Raw genomic sequence first — 23,082 nt, forward strand, 5'->3', positions numbered from 1 at the left:
AAGTAGACTGGTTTTAGAAATTTTACGTAAAATGTTATAAAGTGGTGTTTTTGTAAGGTAAAAGCTGTAAAAACCATATTAATAAACAAGGAGTTGTGTTTATGTTTTCTTAAATTTGTTTTGTGACCAAAAAATAAGCACTTTACTATTAGTTGATGACGATCAGGACGATCGTTTTCTTTTTAAAGAGGCATTAGCTGAAGCTGATAACTCTGTTGAGTTTACTGAAGCTTCGAATGGGGCGGATGCACTTGAAAAACTTATGTCGGGAAAGGTTTCTCTTCCCGATTTGATTTTTTTAGATGTTAATATGCCGCGCATGAACGGGTTTGACTGTCTTAAACATTTAAAAGAAAACATACGTTTTAAAGATGTGCCCGTTGTTATGTACTCTACGGCAGCATCTGATGATTATCAAAGAGAGTGTCTTAACCACGGGGCAAAATTGTTTATAGAAAAACCCAGTGATTTTTGGCAATTATGTGATAAATTAAAAAATGTTCTCAAAACAGCTTTTCAACTGTAAGGGCTATTTTAAATTATGATATTAATTGTAGACGATATTAGCGAAAATCTTGTTGCTTTAAAAAAGACACTTGAAGTACACGGCCTTCAGGTTGATACTGCACAATCGGGCGAAGAAGCCTTAAAAAAAATATTAAAGCAAAATTACTCACTGATTGTTCTTGATGTACAAATGCCGGGTATGGATGGTTTTGAAGTAGCAGAAATACTTGCCGGAAGCAATCGTACAAAAGATATTCCGGTTATATTCCTTTCGGCAGTAAACAGGCAAAAAAGGTTTATTTCAAAAGGTTATGAAACGGGTGGTGTAGATTATATTACTAAACCTGTAGATCCTGATTTACTTATACTTAAGGTAAAGACCTTTTTGAAACTTTCTGAACAGAAAACCGAACTTAAAAACATAAGGGACATACTCTCTAAAGAGGTGGAAATACGAAAAGCTGCCGAAGAGAACCTTGAGGCTAAAGTAGCCGAAAGAACCAAAGAACTTATCGAAAAAAATGAAGAGCTTGAGTTTCGCAATCATGAGCTGCAACAGTTTGCATGGGTGGTTTCTCATGACCTTAAAGAGCCTATACGCAAAATTGAGCTTTTTGTAAAAATGATCAAGGAACGCTATCTTACTGACAATCCCAAAGCAACAGATTATGTGGACAGAACAGTGAGGGCAGCACAAAGAATGTCTAAACTTATTACCGATTTACTGGATTATTCAAGGTTGTCATCTGATGTGGCTCCTGAAAAGGCCGATATCAATGCAATTGTTGATGAGGTGATAAGTGATTTGGATTATCTTATAGAAGAAAAAAACGCCATAATAATTAAAAAGGACTTACCTAAAATTAAGGGAGTGCCAAGCCAGTTAAGGCAGATATTCCAAAATCTTATAAGTAATTCACTTAAGTTTTCAAAAAAGGACATAAGTCCGATTATACAAATAAGTTCTGAACTTATTACTGAAAAGAACTTTGATGCGCCTGCTGATGATAACGGATTATTTTGTCGAATAACAGTTACCGATAACGGTATTGGTTTTGACGAAAGATATCTGGATAAGATATTTATCATTTTCCAGAGTCTTAACGATCGCAGGGAGTATGAGGGTACAGGTATAGGGCTTGCCATTGCCAAAAAGATAATAGAAAAACATAACGGACTTATAACAGCAAAAAGCCAACCCGGAGAAGGGGCAAGCTTTATAATAATATTACCGGTAAAGTAAACACATTATATGGAAACCAACTTTAAACGAAACCTCTTTGTTTTCTTCAGTATCTCTCTGGTTATTTTAATAATCAGCTCTGCTGCCTCATTCTTTAGTATAACCAGCCTGTTAAAAAGCAACAGTGCTGTAAATCATACTCAGGAAGTAATTTATAATATTAATGAGGGAGCCTCTGTAATTATAGATGCGCAAACCAGCGTAAGGGGGTTTCTTGTCTCGGGAAAGCAAAGCTTTTTGGAGCAGTACGATAATTCTGAAACAAGAACAAATGAGATTTTTGAGGAAATAGCAAGGCTTACTTCCGATAATGCTTTACAACAACAAAGTCTGGCAGAACTTAAACCGCTAAGAGGTGAATTTTTTGATTACCTTCAAAATCTCATTACAGATAAAACCCGTGGAGAAACTACAATGTCTACTGATTTAGACACGGGGAAAAAAATGATGGATCGTATGCGCGTTATCTTAAAACGCATGGAGAGCCAGGAGCAGGAACTTTTAAAACAGCGTAACAGTAATTCTGAAAGATATGGTACTGCCAGCTCAATACTTATTGTTGCCGCAGCAGTTTTATCGCTACTTATAAGTATTTCTTTCTTTATGAGAATACTTAAAGATTATAATGAGAGAGCCAAACTGCACAAGCAGCTTCAGGAAAAGGATGTGGAGATGGCAAAAAGAATAGAGATGATTAGCGGTATAGCTTCCCAAATATCCGAAGGTAATTATGAAGTTAGGGTAGACGATAGCCAGAAAGATGCTTTAGGTACTGTAGCAGTTTCATTAAATAACATGGCTTCTTCCCTGGATAAGTCGTTCAGGTCTTTATCTGACAATGAATGGCTACAGGCAGGTGTTGCCGAGCTTAATCAGGTAATGATAGGCGAAAAAACAACAGAAGAGCTTACAAGGGATATCATTGAGTACCTGGCAATATTTACAAGAAGCAGTGCCGGTGTTTTATATCTGGCAGAAGGAGAGGAACTTTACTTTATAGCAGGCTATAGTTATGCCGGAGAAAATAAACGTGAAAGATTAAAAACAGGTCAGGGTGTAACAGGTCAGGCAGTTACTTCGGGTAAATTACTGGAATTAACTTCTCTGTCTGATGATGATATTACTATTTCTTATGCTTTAGGCGAGGTAAAACCAAAGCATGTTGTAGCCTTACCTTTAACCGATGATAAAGTAATAGGTGTGGCAGAACTTGCTACAGTAAACACATTTACAAAAAGGGAAATACAGTTTTTAAAGGCGGTAGCTAATAATATAGGTATTGCAATAAAAGCGTCGCAAAACAGGCAAAGGGTTCAGGAACTGCTTGAAGAAACACAGGCACAGTCTGAAGAGCTTATTATTCAGCACAGCGAGCTTGAAAATATTAATGCAGAACTGGAGGCACAAACTTCTAAACTACAGGCTTCAGAAGAAGAATTAAGGGTTCAGCAGGAAGAGCTCCAGCAAACCAATGAAGAGCTTGCCGAGCGTAGTGTACTACTGGAGGAGAGAAACATGGAAATCCAGAAAAAATCAGAAGACCTTGAGCTGAGTACACGTTATAAATCCGAATTCCTGGCTAATATGTCGCATGAGCTTAGAACTCCTCTAAACTCTATATTATTATTAAGTAGACTTTTATCTGAAAACAACGATAAGAACATGACCGATGAGCAAATAGAATTTGCCAAGGTTATACAAAGTTCCGGTAACGGATTGTTAGGGCTTATAGATGAGATTCTTGATCTTTCTAAAATTGAGGCAGGTAAAATGGAGGTTGAGTTTCTTGATATTTCAACCAGAGAAATAACAGAAAATTTAAAGAATCTGTTTACCGAAGTAGCTAAAGAAAAGCATATTGAGTTTAAAATTGATACTACTGATGCTCCGCTTGTTATTAAAACAGACAGAATGAGACTGGAGCAGATATTAAAGAACCTTATCTCAAACGCTATTAAGTTTACAAGTGAGGGTTCGGTAACATTAGAAATCAAAAAGGTAAAAGACAATGACAAGCTGGTAAACTTTACGGTAAAAGATACCGGTATAGGTATACCGCGTGAAAAGCAACCGCTTATTTTTGAGGCCTTCCAGCAGGCAGACGGCTCTACAAAGCGTAAGTATGGAGGTACCGGTTTAGGACTTTCAATAAGCAGGGAGCTGGCAAAATTATTAGGAGGTGAAATTACTCTTACCAGCGAGGTTAACAAAGGAAGTGAATTTACCTTAATACTTCCTGTGTTAGGAGCAGCTACAGGCAGGCTGGTAGTAACCAAACCACAGGTAACCATGGCCGTTGAACTGCAAAAGCAGGAAGAGGAAAAACCTTTAGTGGTAAAAGAAGAAAACAGATATGTAAGTCTGGTAATACCTGATGACGTACCAGACGACAGAGGGATAATTGCAGAAGGGGATAAGGTAATGCTTATAGTTGAAGACGATGTTAATTTTGCCAAATCGTTACTGGAGTTTACCCACCAGCGAGGCTATAAAGGGGTTATATCGGTTAGGGGAGATGAAGCATTTAATCTTGCTTTAAAATACAGGCCTATAGGAATATTACTGGATATTCAGTTACCTATAAAAAGCGGTTGGGAAGTTATGGATGAGCTAAAAGGTAATGTTCTTACAAAGCATATTCCGGTGCATATAATGTCTTCACATAAAGTGCGACAGGAAAGCCTTCTAAAAGGAGCTGTAAACTTTTTAGATAAGCCTGTTGCTTTTGAACAGATTCCTGATGTGTTTAAAAAGATTGAACACATTGTAAACAAGGATTCTCAAAAAGTAATTATCATAGAAGATAACGCCAAGCATGCTCAGGCATTGGCTTATTTCCTTGAAACCAATGATATAAAATCGGAGATAAAGAGTGATGTAAGCGATGGTATTACTACGCTACAGGGTACTAATATAGACTGTGTAATACTGGATATGGGTGTTCCGGACAAACAGGCATATGAGATACTTGAAAATGTAAAGAACAAATCAGGAGCCGATAATATACCGGTTATAGTATTTACCGGTAAGAGCCTTTCTATGAAAGAAGAGCTTAAAATTAAAAAGTATGCCGATTCTATTGTCGTGAAAACAGCTCATTCATATCAGCGTATGCTCGATGAGGTATCATTGTTCCTGCACCTGGTAGAACAAAACAAGAAAGAAGGAGGTAAAAAGAACAAGAACTTTAATACCTTAAATAATATCCTTAGCGGTAAAACGGTACTTGTGGTTGATGATGATGTACGTAACATTTACTCATTAACCAAGGCTCTTGAGGTACTTAAAATGAATGTACTTACTGCAATAGACGGTAAGGAAGCGCTTAAAGTACTGGAAGAAAATCCTGAAATAGACATAGTGTTACTGGACATGATGATGCCTAATATGGATGGCTATGAAACGGCAACCAGAATAAGACAAGATAAGAAACTCAAAAATCTGCCTGTTATAGCTGTAACCGCTAAAGCGATGACAGGTGATAGGGAAAAATGTATTAATGCAGGAGCGTCCGACTATATTACCAAACCGGTAGATGTAGATCAGCTTTTGTCATTATTAAGAGTTTGGTTATACGATAAAGCCTGATAAGAATATAGAATGAGTAAGAGAGTACTTATAATAGACGACGACGCAAGGAATATTTTTGCGCTTACTGCCACTTTAAAAGCCAAATCCTTTGCCTGCCTGTCGTGCAGCGGTGCAGAAGAGGCTTTAACTATTTTAAAAGGCGAGGAGCCTGTAGATGTGGTGCTTATTGATATGATGATGCCCGATATGGATGGTTATGAGGCCATTCCGTTAATAAAGGAGATACCTCACAGGGCAGATTTGCCTGTAATATCGGTTACGGCCCAGGCTATGGCCGGTGACAGGGAAAAATGTTTTGAGGCCGGGGCAGACGGTTATGTTTCTAAACCTATAGATGTAGATAAATTATTACTTTTATTAAACACAATTTAAAACTGTATGATTAGTGACCGTGAACTTGAGGTTTTGATAAATGAAGTGTTTGAATATTATGGTTACGATTTTAGTGGCTATTCCAGAGCATCTTTAAAAAGACGTGTGGACAGGCTGTACCAGATAGACGGATTTACCTATTTTTCTGATTTGCTTTCTAAAGTAAGAAGTGAACCGGGTTATGTTAAGCACCTTGTCGAAGAGGTGACGGTTAATGTAACCGAAATGTTCAGGGACCCGCTATTCTATAAAGTGGTAAGGGAAGAGATACTTCCGGTGCTTGCAACAAAACCCTTTATAAGAATATGGCATGCCGGATGTTCTACAGGGGAAGAGGTGTATTCTATGGCGATATTATTAAAAGAAGCCAACCTGTTACACAAGTCACTTTTATATGCAACAGATATAAATGCAATAGTATTGGATACTGCTAAAAAAGGGGTATTTCCTTTGCGGATGATGAAGCAGTATTCTGAAAATTATATGATATCGGGAGGTAAAAACGATTTTTCCGATTATTATACAGCCAATTACGGACTGGCCAAGTTTAGTGACGAGTTTACCGGGAAAATGGTATTTTCACAGCACAATCTGGTTTCAGACGGCTCTTTTAATGAATTTGATTTAATAATGTGCCGTAATGTACTTATCTATTTTGATAAGAACCTGCAGGACAGGGCACTCCAGTTGTTTGATAACAGTTTGGCTTTTTTAGGTTATTTGGCACTGGGTACAAAAGAAACTATTAAGTTTTCAACCGTTCAGGATCGGTTTCAGCAACTTAACAGGGAAAAAATATGGAAGAAGGTAAAATAAACGTAAAATGCCAAGTGGTAATAATAGGAGGGTCTGCCGGTAGCCTCGAAGTACTTTTGCAATTGCTCCCCAACCTGAATACATTAAACTCGTTTGCACTGGTTATTGTGCTTCACAGAAAGAGTGGAGAAGACAATCTTCTGGAAAACCTTATAAGGCTGAAAACTAAAGTTCCTGTACAGGATGTAGATGATAAAACACCGCTAGAACCCGGAAATATTTATATAGCCCCATCTGATTATCATCTCCTATTTGAAAAAGACCATACTCTTTCTCTGGATACTTCGGAAAAAGTTAATTACAGCCGCCCTAGTATAGATGTCGCTTTTGAATCGGCAGCAGAAATTTATGAAAGAACTCTTGTTGCTATATTACTTTCCGGTGCTAATGCCGATGGTACTAAAGGGCTTGAGATAGTAAAAAAATCAGGAGGAATTACTGTAGTACAAAAGCCTGCGAGTGCAGAGGTTCCTTTTATGCCCGTTAATGCCATAGCCAATATGCAGCCCGATTATGTGTTAGATATAAACGAGATATTAAAATTTGTTACAAATATAAATTTGTAATCCATTATTTGCCTGATTCTGTATAAATTGTGTAGATATTGAGTAGACCCTTTTATGAAAAAAGTAATTTAACATTTTTATAAAAGAGTATCTTTGTGTAGCAATTTTAATGCAGATATGGTATTCAAAGTAAAAATAGCACTTCTTTTTCTGTTATGTTTTTCAGGATTTGTTTCGGCCCAGTCTGTAGCCGACAAAGAGGCTATTTTCCTTGAAAACCTTAGCAATTGTTATAAAGACCCTGATAAAGGATTTAAAATTGCACACTACCTGCTGGATAATGCTAATGATAACGATGAAAAAGTTCAGGGACTTTATCTTATTTCAGAAATTAGCTTTTTAAAGGATGATTATAAGCAATCTGTAGAAAGCCTTTTTGAGGCATATAGATTGTTAGATAAAAGCAATAATAATTTTCTTAAAACCTTTGTGTTAACATCTATTTCATCTAAATGCAGTTTTTTTGGACTTACCGATAAATCAGATACTTATATCGAACAGGCAGAAGAATACTCCAATCTTATTTCGCAGGCAGATAAGAAGGCTTTAGCCAAGGCGAAGGTGTTGTATGAAAAGGGAGAGGTTTTAGTTTCTGATAAAAAGTTTTCTGAAGCGATAAGAGTACTATCTTCTTCATATACTATAATTCAACCTTATAAAAACAAGTTTTACGGGGCATGTGCTAAAATGCAGTGTGCTTTGGGTAAAGCTTATTTTAATACTTCAGATTATATAGGAGCCAAACAGCACTACCAGCGTACAATTGATATTTTAAAGACAGGCGGACTGGAATTTTCATCTATAGCAGCCTCTGCTTACAATGGAATAGGTGAAATAGCGCTAAAAGGTAGTAAGTTAGAAGATGCTAAAACAGCATTTGAGAAGGCTCTGTCGTGTAAGGTAATTGAAACCGAGGTTAAAGCTGATACTTATTACAGTCTATCCCAAATTTACCTTAAGCAGGGAGATGATAGTAAGTACAAGGAAAATTACAAGCTATATAAAGCCAATTTTGATACCTTATCTACTTTAGAAAGAGAGGCAAGAAATACACTTATTGCCCAAATTGAAAAGGAACATAATGTAATTTTAAAAAAGAACCAAACAAGGTATACTTACTTACTGGTTGTTATTATTTTCGTTTTTATTGTAGCTTTTGGTATATACTTTTTCTATAATAAAAAGCTGGACAAGGAGTATAAAAAGTTTGAAAGACTTCTTATCAAAATAGAGAAGGATAGGGAAGAGGCTAAAAAAGAAGTTAAGGTTCTTACTATTCCTGAAAAAACTGAACAGGCAATTCTAGACAGGCTAAAAGAGTTTGAAAACGGTAAGGAGTTTACCAATCCTAATATGTCGGTTCAGTTTTTATCTAAAAAAATGAAGACCAATTCAAAATATCTTTCTGAAATAATTAATAAACATAAAGGGAAAAACTTTAATGCTTACATTAACGATTTAAGGATTGACTATATAATTGACATGATGCAAACTGATTCTAAATTTCTAAATTATAAGGTGAGCTACCTTGCTGAAAACTGCGGGTTTGCGTCTCATAGTGTTTTTACCGTAGTCTTTAAATCGGTCACTAATCTTACTCCTAAACAATTTATAAGCTTTCTGAAAAAGAAAACCGAAAAAGAAAGGGAAGTAGTTTAAAAACACTATCTTTTTACTGAATTTATATTACAACCAACTATGCTAAAAAATAATCTGCACAAAGCAGCGGGAGTCCTGTGCCTGCTCTTTATGTGTTTCCGTGTTTCTGCTCAGGTTAATCTGGACAGTCTTAAAAACGAGATAAACCTCATGGTTTATAATAATCCTGAAGAAGCCATTAGGAAGGCTAAAGAAGCCTATCCGTTTATAAAAGAGGATGATACTACCCTTAAAATAACCTATCTCCTGGCTATCGCAAATGCCTATGCCATATTAAAAAAGCATGATGAGGTTATGGAAACCGCCCTAAAAGCAAAAAATATAGCCGATACCAGAGGAACACCTTTAAATAAAATACAGGTTTTAGGTTTTATAGCGGGAGAATACAGGAGATTGCAGCTTAACGATAAGGCATTGGTTTATATTAATCAGGCAGAAAAAATATATAAAACAGAGACTATTCCTGATTCATTAAAATATTTTGGAGGTAATATACTGTTTGTAAAAGGGCTTATTCAAAAAGATAATCTGGGATGTGAATACGCATTACCTTATTTTAATGAGGCAGCAGAGATATTTAAGGCCAATACGCAAAAAAAAATAAACGCGGTAAGCTTTTGCATTGCCAGTAATAATGCCGGCGATTGCTATATCCAACTTAATGATCTCGAAGCTGCAAAGGAAAACTTTACAGAAACTATTAAGTATGCCGAAAGTGTAAATGCTACTCAAGGCGCTGCCTATGGAAAAATAGGATTATCAAGAGTATTAAAAAAAGAAGACAAATATAAAGAAGCGATAGCTTTATTGAATGAGGTTTTGCATGAGACTAAAAATATTGATGATGCCTCAATGAAAAGTCAGCTTTACCGTGAGCTTTCCGAAGACTATCTTTCCGTTGAAAATTTTGAAAAACAAGGATACTATAATAAACTTGCTTTAGAAGAAGAGAAGAAATTGAGTGAAGAGGAAAAGAAATCTTTAAACAAGGTTGCAAATAAGATTTCAGTAGAAAATAAAAAAAACGAACAGGAACAGAGTAATAAATTAATCTTAATTGTAGTTGCAATTTCGTTTCTGTTACTTACAATCTTGTTAATAATCTTTTTAAAAATAAGGAAGAAGAGAAGGTCTTTAGAGCAAAAAAGGAGTGATATAGAAGATAATCAAAAAAAATAAAAACATCATTATAAGATATTGATTTACAGTGCTTTAACTTGTGTTTTTTTCTTTATTAAAACCTGAAATTTCTTTAAATCCTAAAAACACTAATTTTAAAATGGCCACAATTAGCTATAGTTTTGCATCAAAGTTCTCTGAGATACCCTATTGAGGGTGAGTAGTAAATTGCAGTTGAAGTGGGGCTTAACTCTTTTATCCGGCCTGGCCGGTGCTACTCTACCACTATCCAGAGTTTTTTAGTTGAGTAATATAAATTTTTATATTAATTCTTTTTTTTAGCTAGTTTGGCCATCCCGATTAATAATCGGGATGGTTTTTTTTACCCTATCCCTAATAGTATTTATCGGCTCAATTTTTTTATTCGTCTAATGTAAATAGCTATTGGTCGAAAAATGAATATATCTGATTATCAGTATTATGATATTTGCGGTGTATTAATAATGCACATATGTCTGTGTGCCTATTAAACCCCACCATAATGCCGATACCCCCAATACAATAACTAAATTAAAGAGCTTAAATGTAAAGCTTTACTAATGTCTATTTTAAAGCTAACCCCCTTTTAGCATTTGTTTGCGGAGGGGGTTTTTATTTGAAGGAGTACGTCGATATTTTGTTACCATTTACCGACACCAAACTGCAGCTTGTCTAAAATTATACTATACAGTCTTTTATAGGTATAAATTTGACATAACAATCCCCATAATAATAGTACAATGAAAGTACTGGTAGTAGATGATCAACAGTTAGTATTACTGTCTTTGGAAAAAAGCCTTACCGATTTAGGCTTTGAAGTAAAGTGTGCCGATAATATTTTTGATGCGGTACAGTATTATGACAGCTTTAGTCCTGATTTAGCTTTAATCGATATCAATATGTCGGTTACTGCCGATACGTTTTCTCCTGAAAATACAATTAAGGAAATAGATAACAAGGATTCAGGACTTGAGGTTTTAAAATACATAAGATATGTAAGAAACCATGATACTCCGGTTATGATACTTTCTGGAAATGTTGATGATGATATTTTAGAAAAAGGTTTTGAACTGGGTGCTAACGAGTATATGAAAAAGCCTGTTAGCCTTAAAGAAATAGGGATTAGAGTGAAAAAACTGATTGGAAGTCCAGTACCTGCGGAAAGTGTACCCGTAAGCATAAATAACCGTATTATACAAAATACCTGCATAGGCATCGTAATACCATGTTATAATGAAGAGAACTGGCTTTTAAGCGAAGAGTTCAGGAGTTTTGTGCATAAGAATCTGGGGTATCACCTTTGTTTTGTAAACGACGGAAGCACAGATAATACGCTTGAGGTTTTAAATGATCTTAAAAAGGAAAATGGAGGTCGTATAAGTATTTATAACATCAAAAAATATGTAGGTAGGGCAGAGGCTATAAGATTAGGTATGCTAAGTCTGGCAAAACAAAAGCAGTTTGATTACATAGGTTTTATGGATGCTGACCTTTCTACCAATTTCATAGACCTTTCAGATTTGGTTAATACAATTACCAAGTCTAAATACAAAGTTGTTAGTGGTTGCAGGGTAAGCCGCATGGGAGCCGATATTACTACTGAACCTACCAGAAGGTTTATAAACAGGTTTGTAAATTATACCATTCGTAAAATCTTCAGGCTTGAATTCAGGGATGCACAGTGTGGTGTAAAAATAATGACAAGAGATGTTGTAGAACTTGCATTTGCTAACAGGTTTTACACTAAAACGCTTTTTGATATAGAAATACTGTTAAGGCTTAAAAAGAAGTATGGTCGCTACAATTTGCAGCAGCTATGGTATGAAAAGCCTTTAGACAGATGGATTTATGCCCGTAATACTAAGGTTTCATTCTTTCAATCTTTCAAATTACTGGGCCAGTTAGGGAAAATAACCCTACACTATAAATAAGGAGGGTAAAAACTTTTTCATAATGTTTTTTTATTGGTTTTGATTGACAAAGCCCATGCAACTGCATGGGCTTTGTGCTTATATATGCCTAAAAGGTTATTTGAAGTGTTGTGTAGAACGTTCTAGGGTCAGATGGTATAATACCAGGGCCCGGATATCCTGTGGCTCTCCTTGTAAAATAATAGTTGTTTGTAAAGTTGTTTATACCGGCTTCCAGTTTAAGCATTCGCCATGTATAGGATGCAGAAACATCAGCAACGTAATAAGAAGGTATTTCTCCAAAAATACCGTATGTGTTATCTTCTTTCCTTGAAGTACTGTTTATAGCATCTGTAAATTGAGATGAAAGGTAGGTTAATTGGATGTTACAGGTAAAGTTTTTATATCCAAGCCCTGAGCCGGCTTTTAGGTTTACCAGCGGTACAAACTCTACGCTGTTCCCTTCAATATTTGGTACTTCAGATTTTAAGTATTCAGATCCTGTTATTGAGGTATTGGTAAACACGTTCCATTTAAACTTACTTCCTTCAAAAAAAGTATTTGTAATGTTCCAGTCCAATAGTGCTTCAAAACCATATGTGATTGCCGTTCCCAAATTGCTTCTGTAGCGTGTGAACTTCCCATCTATAAAAGTTTGATAATCACCAATTTTATCATTGTAGTATAATCCAAATATACTGGCGTCATAAGATAATTTATTTGCTAATTTTCCACGTACGCCTATGTCAGAAGTATAACCTTTTTCATCAGTTATGTTAGGGTCTATGGTTTGACTTGGGGTAGCATTACGTATATCGTTAAAGGTAACCGACCTATAGTTTTGAGCCAAATTACCATAGAACTCAATCATGGTATCAGGTTTGTAACTGGCGGCTAGTCCTAAAAGGATAAACTCCCTTTGCTTGGTAACGTTTTCCTGAGTTGTTTCATCTAAAATTACATTATCGGCCAAATCCTTATTTATTACCCTGTAGTATCCCTCTGCTTTTGTACGTATGTTTTCTATTCTTATCCCCGGTGTTATTGTGAATTTAGGTGATAGCCTGAACATGTTTTCTGCAAAAAAAGCAACGTTAAGGTTAGGATACACATAGTCGTTTTGATTCGCATAATTAGGGAACTCATCAAAAGCATAACTAAAGTCGGGGTCACTGCCGGAACTTCCCGGTCCCTGAGAGCCTGTATTTCTTGCCTGATAGTACTTTGCGCCAACAAGCAAGGCACTGCTGTTTTCATTTATATCATAAAGCTGTAAAAAACGGGCTTCTGCACCCCAGTTTACAAAATTTCCTTTAAGCAGGTCTCTTTCTGTTCCTTCAATATCGGGGTTTGCTACCCTATTAACACGGAAACCTAATGCATTACGGCTGGCATCAAGACCAAAAAGCTGTAATGAAAACTGAGACTTGTCTGTAAAATGGTGATTAAGCCTTAATGCCAAAAGATTCCAGTTTACGTCAAACCAGTTTCGATTTCTGTTGCTTTGAAACATATCCTGATAAAACATATAATCGGTAAGTCCGCCGGGTTGTTTCGCCAGGTAATCAAACATGGTATAATCAAAGTGTAGTGATGTCTTTTTATTGAACTGGTAATTTAAGTTTGCAAAAAAGTTACGGCTGTTAAATTCAGAGTTTGGTCTGAATCCATCTCCCTGTTTGTAATTGAAAAAAGTATAGTAACTAAACTTACCAACAGTACCGCTAAGACTGGTAAAATCCGTTAAAAGATTGTAAGACCCTACAGTGTTGCGGGTAACCACCTCAATTGGTTTTTGAGAAGGCGACTGAAATTTAAAGTTAATCAATCCTCCAAACTGCGTACCATACTGTAAGGCTGCAGCCCCTCGTATAACCTGAATTTCAGCTAATGCTTCGGTAGGAGGTGTATAATAACTTTCAGGATAGCCTAAAACGTCGGCACTAATATCATATCCGTTTTGGCGTGTATTAAAGTTAGAGGTACGGTTAGGGTTAAGTCCGCGTCCGCCAATGCTTAACTGTAAACCGCCATCAGAATTCTCGTTAATGGTAAGTCCTGCTACCTGTGCATATATTTGTCTTGTGTTGTTTGTCGCTTTATTGGCAGTAATTTTTTGTAAGTCTATAACCTCTGTTTTTCTTCCTGCATAAATGGCCGTACCATCCACATCTTTCATTTTGGTAAGTGAATAGAACTTTTCCTGCTGTATTACCAGTTCGTTAAGGCTAATAACCTTTTGCAGGGTAATGGTAATATTTTCGCCGGGGCTAAAAGTTTGCTCTAAAAGGCCATAGTTGTCTCTGTAAAATACCAGAATTTGCGGCGTAGCTGCTTTAATGGTAAAAGCACCGTTAGCATCAGTGGTAAGTGATGTATTGTTTGTTTTGTTGAATATTTCAACATAAGACAGGTTGCCACCATCGTTAGAAACCACAGTGCCCGAAATAGTGTTTTGCGCAAAAGCAAATACAGGAACTAACAACAGGAACAGGCTAAAGCCCCCAAATAGTTTCGTTAAATGGTAAAATCCAGTCTTTGTGTTTAAATGATTCATTTTTGTCTGCTAAATTAATTTTAGGATCAATATATGGCCTGCTTAGCCTGCCGTTAAGCGCCACATGGCACTCGGTATATACTTTTGGGTTATTCATACCCTTAGCTTCATAATAATCGTGTAAAAAGTGGGCATATTCCAATATGAAATCAGGCTGGAAAGACATTTGCTTTTCCTGAAATCTGGTAAGAAACTCCTCATTGTTTACATGTATGCTTTTTCCGGTTTCTGAGTCGGTTACTATAAACTGTGCATAACCCGCTTTTTCCATAAGCATAACCCTCCATGAAAATCTAAAGCCTTCTTCTGTCCAAAACAGTTCGCCAGGGTATAATAAATACCTGAAAGGGAATACTAACTGAATAAAAAGAAAAACTGTAAGTATTGAAAGGCTTAGTTTGTATAATCCTTCTCTTAGCGGTATGTATTTTTTACTTGATTCTACAGCCATTTTAGGTAACCTGAAAGCCTTAGTAATTATGGCAAGGCATTTTTTATGGAAGCTACTGCTAAAGAATATAAGCGATGAGGCTATCATAATATACGGGAACATACCTATTGGGAAAAGAAGTGATGTGAGCAGGTGGAATATAACTACAAAACCAAACCCTATAAGTCGGGTACGCTTGTTTATCAGTAAGAAAACAATAAACAGGTCGTATAGGGCACCAAACCAGCTAAAGGCAAAATGTACCCAGTTTTTTAGCATTAGTGGGCCTATTAAAGGTAAATCGGCATGACCCGATAGCCATATTTTTAAAGGCATGGCATTTAATAACCAGTCAGAATTTAGTTTTGCCAGCCCGGCATAAAAATATACTATCGCCAAAAGCAGTTTAAGTATATCAACTGTCCATCGCGGTATCTGGCTAAAGTTGCGTTGCGGGTTTTTATATGCATCAACAGAAAAACAGGCCGATGCCGGTAAAAAAATCATTACAAAGCTTACTATGGAAATAAAATAGTAATGATTAAGATATGTGGTTTTATCCATAAGCTCTATGTATGTAAAGCTCAGGAAAAAGGTTATGGCTGCAAGCCTGTATTTATATCCTATAGCCATGCATAATGCTGCAATTGCACAAATTATGAACAGGACATAAGTATAGGCCCCAAAAGGCTTAACCCAGCTAAAACCATAGTATGTAAAGTGAAATTTTGGCTGAATATAAAATTTGTCTATCCAGCCGTATGATACAAAACGGGCAAGTCCCATAAGCATCATAAAACCAAACACCAGCCTGTAGAAGGCCAGTGTTGCGGCATCAGTATATGAGTTTAAATATGACTTTATATGCGAAATCATTATTAGTCGCCGTCACCATCTACATAATCAATAGTAATGTTAAGTGCCTGCATCATATCCAGTTTAATGTAAATTACATTTTGCTGCATGGCATCATAAGCATTAAGCATTTTATTATTATCTGTAGTAACCTGTTGTGAAAGGCTTTCGCTAAGCTGGTTATTTGCAGTATAAATAGCAGCAAACTGATTGTTAATGATTGCGCTTAGGTTTTCACCGTTTCTTACGGCATTAACACCGTCAAGAGCACTTTTTAAGCTTGGCCCTGTAGCAGAACTGTTAAAGGATTTACCGTTAAAAAAGTCCTGTTGTGCTTTAATACCGGCATTAAGAAGAGTTCTTGACACATTATTTTTATAGTAAGCTTCTACTTTATCGGCATAAGTAACTCCATTTGAGAAAATACCTGCAGGGATACCCACTTTACCGCTTCTCACATCTTTTTCAAAATTTCTCACGAAGCTGTTTGTTGTAACATTTACTGAACTAGTAACCGAAGTTCCGTTATTGTTTACAAAAGTATTTCTGTAAGCACCATTCCAGTCGTTAGTAACCTGTTCTGCAATACTTTTTAGCTGTGCAGTAATAGCAGTAAGGTAATCGGCTGCAGCAGTGTTACTGTAATAAGCAACTGTTTGTGCATCATCGCCAAGACCGTTAATAAGATAGTCGATACCAGGGAAACCCTGTCTGCTAAACTGTATTTGAGTGTCAAGGTTATAGCTTCCTGTAGTAATGTTGTTTTCAATTCCGGCAACATCGGTAGGGTAGGTGTTAGCACTTTGTTTAAGATAAAGTATAGATGCTTTACCAAAATCATACATAGCAACATATTGGTATGCTTCATAAGCGCTTAGCCACGCAGTTCTTAGTTCATTAAGCTTAGTTTCATCAGGATTTTGAGTAAAATCTGTTGTTTTAGTATAAAGCTCGCTTACTTTATCATTATAGTTTTGGTAAGCCGGTACAATTATATTATCGGCCCAGTTAGTAAGTATGGCAGTACGATCATAATTCTGACTGTTGTTAACTCCTTCATTATCATTAGATGAGCAGGCAAAGGCAACAACGGCCAAAATAACTATTGCAAATACTTTTTTCATTCTTTAAATTTTTTTTGCAAAAGTATGAAACAGAACTTACTTATCTATAATTATTATAAATAATTTCTTCAACATCAAAAAATCTTAAAAAAATTAAAGGTATTTTTTTGTTATACTCTTTAAGTTTTTACATTTGTCTTGTTTTTAATAAATCTAAATAACATTAAATAAACAAACAATATAATAATGAGAAAACTTACCCTGGGATTATCGTTAGTTGCTATTGCCGGACTGGTAATGTTATCATGTAACAATGATGACGATCAAAGCACACCATCTTTTGCTGTAACTAAAGCAGAAGTTATAGATAACTACGCAAATATCGTTTACCAAAATTATAAAAATGCTTATGATGACGGAGTAGCTCTGGAAGAGGCAATTAACGCTTTTACAGCTAACCCTACTGATGCTAACTTTACAACGGCTAAACTTAGATGGAAAACAGCAAGGGAGAGTTATGGTACTACCGAGGCTTTTCGTTTTGCTAACGGTCCTATAGATGATGAGAACGGTCCGGAAGGTTTGCTTAACGCATGGCCACTTGATGAAAATTATATTGATTATGTTGACAATAACGGTACTGTAATAGACGGAGGTATTATTAATGCTACCGATACTTATCCTGAAATAACTAAAGATCTTTTAATCAGCCTTAACGAAGATGGTGGTGAGAAAAACATCAGTACAGGCTACCATGCTATTGAATTCCTTCTTTGGGGACAGGATTTGACAGATCCTGCAGATATGATACCCGGACAAAGACCATATACGGACTTTGTTGACGGTGGTACGGCTCTTAACCAGGACAGAAGACGTGATTACCTTAACGTAGTTGCCGACTTGCTTACAGATCATCTGGCTTACCTTGTAGACCAGTGGAAAGAAGGTGGTGCTTATAGAAACGTATTTCTTGCTTTACCGGAAGATACTGCACTACAAAATATATATTTAGGGATAACTACTCTTGCAGCTGCTGAGCTTGCAGTAGAGCGTATGGACGTTGCCCTTGCAAACATGGATCAGGAAGATGAGCATTCTTGCTTTAGTGATAATACACATCGTGATATCTACTTAAACTTTAAAGGTGTGTATAATGTATATAAAGGAACTTACGGTAACATTACAGGAGCATCTCTGGAAGATCTTGTAGAACAGGCAGATGCCATGATTGCTGATGATACTGATGCTGCATTTACATTAACAGAAAACAGTATTAACGCAATGGCAATACCATTTGATTATGCTATTATGGGTGGTGCCAGCTCTGAAGAAGGTGCTAAAGTAAAAACGGCTGTGCTTGATTTACAAGAACAGCTTGCGCCTAACTTACTTGCGGGAGCAGCTAAGCTTGGAATTAGCGTTACTATTGAATAATTTTTCGCCAAATAAAATAAGTTACAAAGTGTCTTCTTTTTTAAGAAGGCACTTTGCTGTTAAAATAAAGTAATGAAAAAAATCATCTGTTCGCTTGCCTGCATAGCCCTGATTGCAACAGGGTGCAGTAAGAACGACGAAGATTATGTGAGCCTGGCTCCCGAAGAAGGAGAGCAGTATTCTGGAGGTGTTGCTACAGTAAACAATGCTACCGAAGAAGCTTTTGGTTTTGCCTATACGGGCTTAACATCTGACCAGGCAACCGATTTTGGAGTGGGTAACTCTTTTTTTAGGCAAACTTGGGTTTCGGCTCCTTCATCCACTACGGCACGCGATGGTTTAGGACCTTTTTATAATGCTGTTGCCTGTGCAAGCTGTCACTTTAAGGATGGCCGTGGCCGTCCGCCAATGTACGATGGCGAACTGGGCAGGGGACTGCTTATCAGGTTAAGTACTTCGGGTATAAATCCGCATGGTGGCTCAATGCCCGATCCGGTTTATGGAGGACAGCTTCAGGATAATGCAATTTTAGGTCCTGCAATAAAAGGACAGATAGGTATTACTTACCAGATTATTACAGAAACTTTTGCAGACGGGACTACTGTAGAACTGCAAAAACCAATATACACCATAAACAATTTAGGCTACGGTCCGCTGGCTTCCGGTGTAATGTTTTCTCCGCGTATAGCAAACCAGATTATCGGTCTTGGACTTTTAGAGGCAGTACCTGAAGCTACTATTTTAGGTTTTGTCGACGAATTTGATGCCGATGGAGACGGTATATCAGGAAGGCCCAATTATGTATATGATGTACTTAGCGATTCTCAAAAAATGGGACGTTTTGGATGGAAGGCTAATCAGCCTAATATAAAACAGCAGGTTGCAGGAGCACTTAGCGGGGATATGGGGATTACTTCTTATATATTCCCTGTCGAGAACTGTCCTCCGGGAGTAGATTGTAACAGTATTCCAAACGGGGGAAGTCCTGAAATTACAGATATAAGTTTCGACAGGATGGTACTTTATTCAAGTGCATTAGCGGTACCTATCAGGAGAAATTATGATGATCAAGCAGTATTGAGAGGTAAACAGATTTTTGGAGACCTTAACTGTATAGCCTGCCATAAGCCAAAAATGCAAACAGGCAACAGCTATATAATTTCTGGTTATGCAAACCAGACTATCCGACCTTATACCGATTTGCTATTGCATGATATGGGACCTGAACTGGCAGACAATGCGCCAGATTATCTGGCAACAGGAAGCGAATGGCGTACTCCGCCATTATGGGGTATTGGCCTTGTGCAAACTGTAAACGGGCATACAAACTTTATGCACGATGGCAGGGCGCGTAATATTACTGAGGCTATATTATGGCATGGCGGTGAAGCCCAGGCTTCTAAAAATAAGTTCAAAGAATTATCGACTTCCGAAAGGGAAGACCTTCTTAAATTTTTAAATTCACTATAAGCTTTTAAAATAAATCTGACCTGAATCCGCATTGTGAAAGCAATGCGGATTTTTTATTAAGAGGATATAAGATATTACTATGACAAAATACTATAAGGCAGCTTGCTGAAAAACGGATATCTTTATTGGCTGTGTTTTAATTTAATCCTCTTTATGAAGCAAATCTCACTTCGTTTACAATTAATAATCGGCTTACTGTTTATAACTTTCTATTGTATAGCTCAAACTACCTCAAGAGAAACTACTTTAATTGATAAGGATTGGCGTTTTAATTTCGGACATCCTTTCGATACCGAAAAGGATTTTGGGCATGGGGAAGCTTATTTTTCATACTTGGCTAAAACAGGAAACGGAGATGGCCCAGCGGCAGCTTTTTTTGATGACCGTGCATGGCGCCTTCTTGATTTGCCACACGATTGGGCAGTAGAACAGTCGTTTAGTGAGGAAGGCAGTTTTAGCCATGGTTTTAAGGAGGCAGGTAAGGGCTTTTCTGAAAAAAGCATAGGTTGGTACCGTAAAAAGATAGCTATACCTCAGGAAGATTTAGGGCGTATTATAACTCTTAAGTTTGACGGGGTTTTCCGCAATTCAAAAGTGTTTTTTAACGGATACTTTTTAGGTACTGAAGAAAGCGGATATGACAGTTTTGAATATGATGTGACCGAATACGTTAATTACGGAGGAGAGAATACCATTTCCGTTCGTGTTGATGCTTCTATGGAGGAGGGATGGTTTTATGAAGGAGTAGGGATTTACAGACATGTATGGCTGCAAAAAACTAACCCTTTGCACGTGGCTCAAAACGGTACATACATAACAACCGAAGTACATGATGGCTATGCAATGGTTACTGCACTTGCCACGATAATAAATAAAGGTAATTATAAAGGGGACATTGAAGTAACGCAAACTGTTTTAAACCCTGAAAGGGAAAAAGTTACTTCTGTAACAGGAAAAGGCCGGGCACCCGGTTTTTATAAAAACACCGATTTTACCTTAATACTGAAAGTTACAAATCCGAAATTATGGGATTTGGAAACTCCTAATCTGTATTGTTTGGTTACAGAAGTAAAGCAAAACGGAAGGATAATCGACAGGTATGAAACAATGTTTGGTATACGTTCTTTCCGCTTTGATCCCGAAACAGGTTTTTATTTAAACGGTAAAAGCGTAAAGCTAAAAGGAACGAACAATCATCAGGATCATGCCGGTGTGGGTACTGCTATACCTGATGAACTTCAATATTGGCGTATTAAACAATTAAAGGATATGGGAAGCAATGCCTATCGCTGCTCACATCATCCGCCAACACCCGAACTGCTTGAAGCCTGCGACAGGCTTGGAATGCTGGTTATTGATGAAACCCGACTTATGGGTATAAACGAATACCATTTAGGCAGCTTAAAAAGAATGATTGAACGTGACCGTAACCATCCAAGTATTATATGCTGGTCGGTTGGGAATGAGGAATGGAATATTGAGGGTAATGTTATAGGAGAACGCATTACACAAACCATGCAGGAGTATTCGCATAGCCTTGATAGTACCAGGCCTGTGACGGTAGGTATAAGCAGTGGTTTCAGGAGTGGTATATCCTCTGTTGTAGAGGTAATGGGATATAATTATCTGGGTAACGGCGATATTGATGCTCACAGAAATGATTTTAAACAACAACCGGGTATGGGAACCGAGGAGGGATCTACTTTTGCCACCAGAGGTGTATATTTTACGGATGACGATAAGCATTACAAAGCTGCTTATGACAAGAAGCCAAGGCCTACTTTTTACAGTATTGAAGAAGGATGGAGGTTTTATGCTGAAAGGCCTTATCTGTCGGGAATGTTTATTTGGACAGGTTTTGATTATCGCGGGGAACCCACGCCTTATGGCTGGCCTTCGGTAACTTCTTATTTTGGGATGATGGATGTTTGCGGCTTTCCTAAACACAATGTATATTATTTAAAATCATGGTGGGGTAACGAACCTGTATTACATATATTCCCTCACTGGAACTGGAAAGGAAAGGAAGGAGAGGAGATTCCGGTATGGATATACTCAAATTGTGATGAGGTAGAACTTTTCCTCAATAATAAAAGTTTTGGTAGAAAGAAAATAGAGCAAAACGGGCATTTAGAATGGCAGGTTCCATACAAAGCCGGAGAGTTAAAGGCAATAGGCTATAAAAATGGTAAAAGACTGCTTACCCAAATACAAAAAACAACAGGAGAAGCTAAAAATGTAAAGCTTACACCTCACAAAAAAACCTTAACTGATAGTAATGATTTGGCTATAGTTATTATTGAAGTAACAGATAAAAATGGACTTCACGTGGCAACTGCCGATAACGATATTACATTCTCTATTAAGGGCGGTGGTAAGATTATAGGGGTTGGTAACGGTAACCCAACATCGTTAGAAAAGGATAAGTTTCTGGATGTAATCAGTTTAATTAACATAGAAGGATTACAGGAACAGGGATTGTCATCTGAAGAGTTGCCTAATTTGTTAGTTTCTTACCCTGATAGTAACTGGAAAGAGGCTTTTAAAGACAGGAATTATAAAAACCAGTCACCTTCTTACGTTTATAAGGGAAATTTTGAACTTATAGGCGGTTTAGATAAGGATAAAATAACCTTCTTCTATAAAAAGATAGGAACGCAGGCTGTTGTATTCGTAAACGGCAATAAGGTAACTGCTTCGGCGGAAGATCCTTTAAAGTTTGTATTGACTGCTTCGGTTCTTAAAAAAGGAACCAACACTATACATATAGTTGCTACGCCTGTTTATAAGAAACATGACTGGGATGTGGTGAATACTAATCCCGGAGTTATACAGGTAATAACACCAGCTGAGGACTGGCATAGAAAACTGTTTAATGGTTATGCGCAGTTAATTGTACAGGCAGACGGAAGCGGTGATGAAATTATACTTACGGCAAAATCTGAAAATTTAAAAAGTACAGAAATTGTAATAAAACAATAGTTTACTTTTTAAAGGCAAAAAAAACAGCCAGGATTAAAAATATAAAGGCTATTATATGATTAGGCCTGAAGTTTTCGGTTTTAAAGAACAGGATTGTAAAGACAGCAAATACAATAAGGGTAATAACCTCCTGAATTACTTTTAGCTGAATTAAATTAAACGGTCCGCCATTTTCCTTAAAACCAATTTTATTTGCCGGAACCTGAAAAACATATTCAAACAAGGCTATGCCCCAGCTTATTACTATTATGGCTGCGAGTCCCAGTTTATTAAACCATTTCCATTCAGAGAACTTTAAATGCCCATACCAGGCTAAAGTCATAAATGTGTTAGAAATAACAAGCAAAACGATAGTTAGAAAGCCTTTCATAGGTACTGTTTTTAGTGAATTAAATATACTAAATAATTCATCTCAATAATTAAGCGCCAAAACGCAACAAACGTAAATTTTAAAGGATAAACCAAAAA

General features: G+C 36.9%; 16 protein-coding genes. 12 read left to right on the top strand and 4 right to left on the bottom strand.

What is annotated here, in order from left to right; all coding sequences use genetic code 11:
• The first annotated feature begins 115 nt into the window (after positions 1-115).
• From NU09_RS16865 to NU09_RS16905, 9 genes are all read left to right on the top strand, one after another.
• Positions 116-526 (top strand): response regulator, encoded by a 411-nt coding sequence (locus NU09_RS16865; RefSeq protein WP_129752485.1) that lies wholly within the window; start codon positions 116-118, stop codon positions 524-526.
• 15 nt (positions 527-541) lie between these two features.
• Positions 542-1,750, top strand: a complete 1,209-nt coding sequence (locus NU09_RS16870; protein ID WP_129752486.1) for a response regulator — start codon at positions 542-544, stop codon at positions 1,748-1,750.
• A 9-nt stretch (positions 1,751-1,759) separates the two neighbouring features.
• Entirely contained in the window at positions 1,760-5,338 is a 3,579-nt protein-coding gene (locus tag NU09_RS16875; RefSeq protein ID WP_129752487.1) for a response regulator, read from the top strand.
• Between the two features lie 12 nt (positions 5,339-5,350).
• Positions 5,351-5,713 carry a response regulator gene (locus NU09_RS16880; protein WP_129752488.1) on the top strand — a complete coding sequence of 121 codons (363 nt, stop codon included), beginning with the start codon at positions 5,351-5,353 and terminating at the stop codon, positions 5,711-5,713.
• 6 nt (positions 5,714-5,719) lie between these two features.
• Positions 5,720-6,529 carry a CheR family methyltransferase gene (locus tag NU09_RS16885; RefSeq protein WP_129752489.1) on the top strand — a complete coding sequence of 270 codons (810 nt, stop codon included), beginning with the start codon at positions 5,720-5,722 and terminating at the stop codon, positions 6,527-6,529.
• Complete coding sequence (locus NU09_RS16890; RefSeq protein WP_129752490.1) at positions 6,511-7,095, top strand: chemotaxis protein CheB; 585 nt, start codon at positions 6,511-6,513, stop codon at positions 7,093-7,095. Before NU09_RS16885 ends, NU09_RS16890 begins: the two co-directional genes overlap by 19 nt.
• Before the next feature lie 117 nt (positions 7,096-7,212).
• Positions 7,213-8,754 (top strand): helix-turn-helix domain-containing protein, encoded by a 1,542-nt coding sequence (locus NU09_RS16895; RefSeq protein WP_129752491.1) that lies wholly within the window; start codon positions 7,213-7,215, stop codon positions 8,752-8,754.
• A 39-nt stretch (positions 8,755-8,793) separates the two neighbouring features.
• A complete protein-coding gene (locus NU09_RS16900) occupies positions 8,794-9,933 on the top strand; it encodes a tetratricopeptide repeat protein (RefSeq protein ID WP_129752492.1) in 1,140 nt (379 codons plus the stop codon).
• Between the two features lie 719 nt (positions 9,934-10,652).
• Positions 10,653-11,843: a glycosyltransferase gene (locus NU09_RS16905; protein WP_129752493.1), complete on the top strand. Its 1,191-nt coding sequence runs from the start codon at positions 10,653-10,655 to the stop codon at positions 11,841-11,843.
• Between the two features lie 88 nt (positions 11,844-11,931).
• Here NU09_RS16905 and NU09_RS16910 read toward each other — a convergent pair whose 3' ends face one another.
• Genes NU09_RS16910 through NU09_RS16920 form a run of 3 tightly spaced genes read right to left on the bottom strand, consistent with a single transcriptional unit; the run spans position 11,932 to position 16,788 of the window.
• Entirely contained in the window at positions 11,932-14,379 is a 2,448-nt protein-coding gene (locus NU09_RS16910) for a TonB-dependent receptor domain-containing protein (protein WP_129752494.1), read from the bottom strand.
• Positions 14,318-15,685 (bottom strand): HTTM domain-containing protein, encoded by a 1,368-nt coding sequence (locus tag NU09_RS16915; RefSeq protein ID WP_129752495.1) that lies wholly within the window; start codon positions 15,683-15,685, stop codon positions 14,318-14,320. Before NU09_RS16915 ends, NU09_RS16910 begins: the two co-directional genes overlap by 62 nt.
• Before the next feature lie 2 nt (positions 15,686-15,687).
• Positions 15,688-16,788: an imelysin family protein gene (locus NU09_RS16920; protein WP_129752496.1), complete on the bottom strand. Its 1,101-nt coding sequence runs from the start codon at positions 16,786-16,788 to the stop codon at positions 15,688-15,690.
• A gap of 186 nt (positions 16,789-16,974) precedes the next feature.
• Between NU09_RS16920 and NU09_RS16925 the strand changes: the two genes are divergently transcribed.
• From NU09_RS16925 to galA, 3 genes are all read left to right on the top strand, one after another.
• Positions 16,975-18,162 carry an imelysin family protein gene (locus NU09_RS16925; protein ID WP_129752497.1) on the top strand — a complete coding sequence of 396 codons (1,188 nt, stop codon included), beginning with the start codon at positions 16,975-16,977 and terminating at the stop codon, positions 18,160-18,162.
• Between the two features lie 72 nt (positions 18,163-18,234).
• Entirely contained in the window at positions 18,235-19,632 is a 1,398-nt protein-coding gene (locus NU09_RS16930; RefSeq protein WP_129752498.1) for a di-heme oxidoredictase family protein, read from the top strand.
• Between the two features lie 153 nt (positions 19,633-19,785).
• The gene (galA, locus tag NU09_RS16935; RefSeq protein ID WP_129752499.1) at positions 19,786-22,614 is read left to right on the top strand and encodes a beta-galactosidase GalA; all 2,829 of its coding nucleotides are present in this window, start codon (positions 19,786-19,788) and stop codon (positions 22,612-22,614) included.
• 1 nt (position 22,615) lies between these two features.
• Here the strand turns inward: galA and NU09_RS16940 are convergent, their stop codons facing one another.
• Positions 22,616-22,984 carry a DMT family protein gene (locus tag NU09_RS16940; protein WP_129752500.1) on the bottom strand — a complete coding sequence of 123 codons (369 nt, stop codon included), beginning with the start codon at positions 22,982-22,984 and terminating at the stop codon, positions 22,616-22,618.
• Positions 22,985-23,082: the final 98 nt, after the last annotated feature.

This window comes from Flavobacterium beibuense, assembly GCF_004151245.1.
GTDB classification, from domain to species: Bacteria; Bacteroidota; Bacteroidia; order Flavobacteriales; family Flavobacteriaceae; genus Flavobacterium; species Flavobacterium beibuense_A.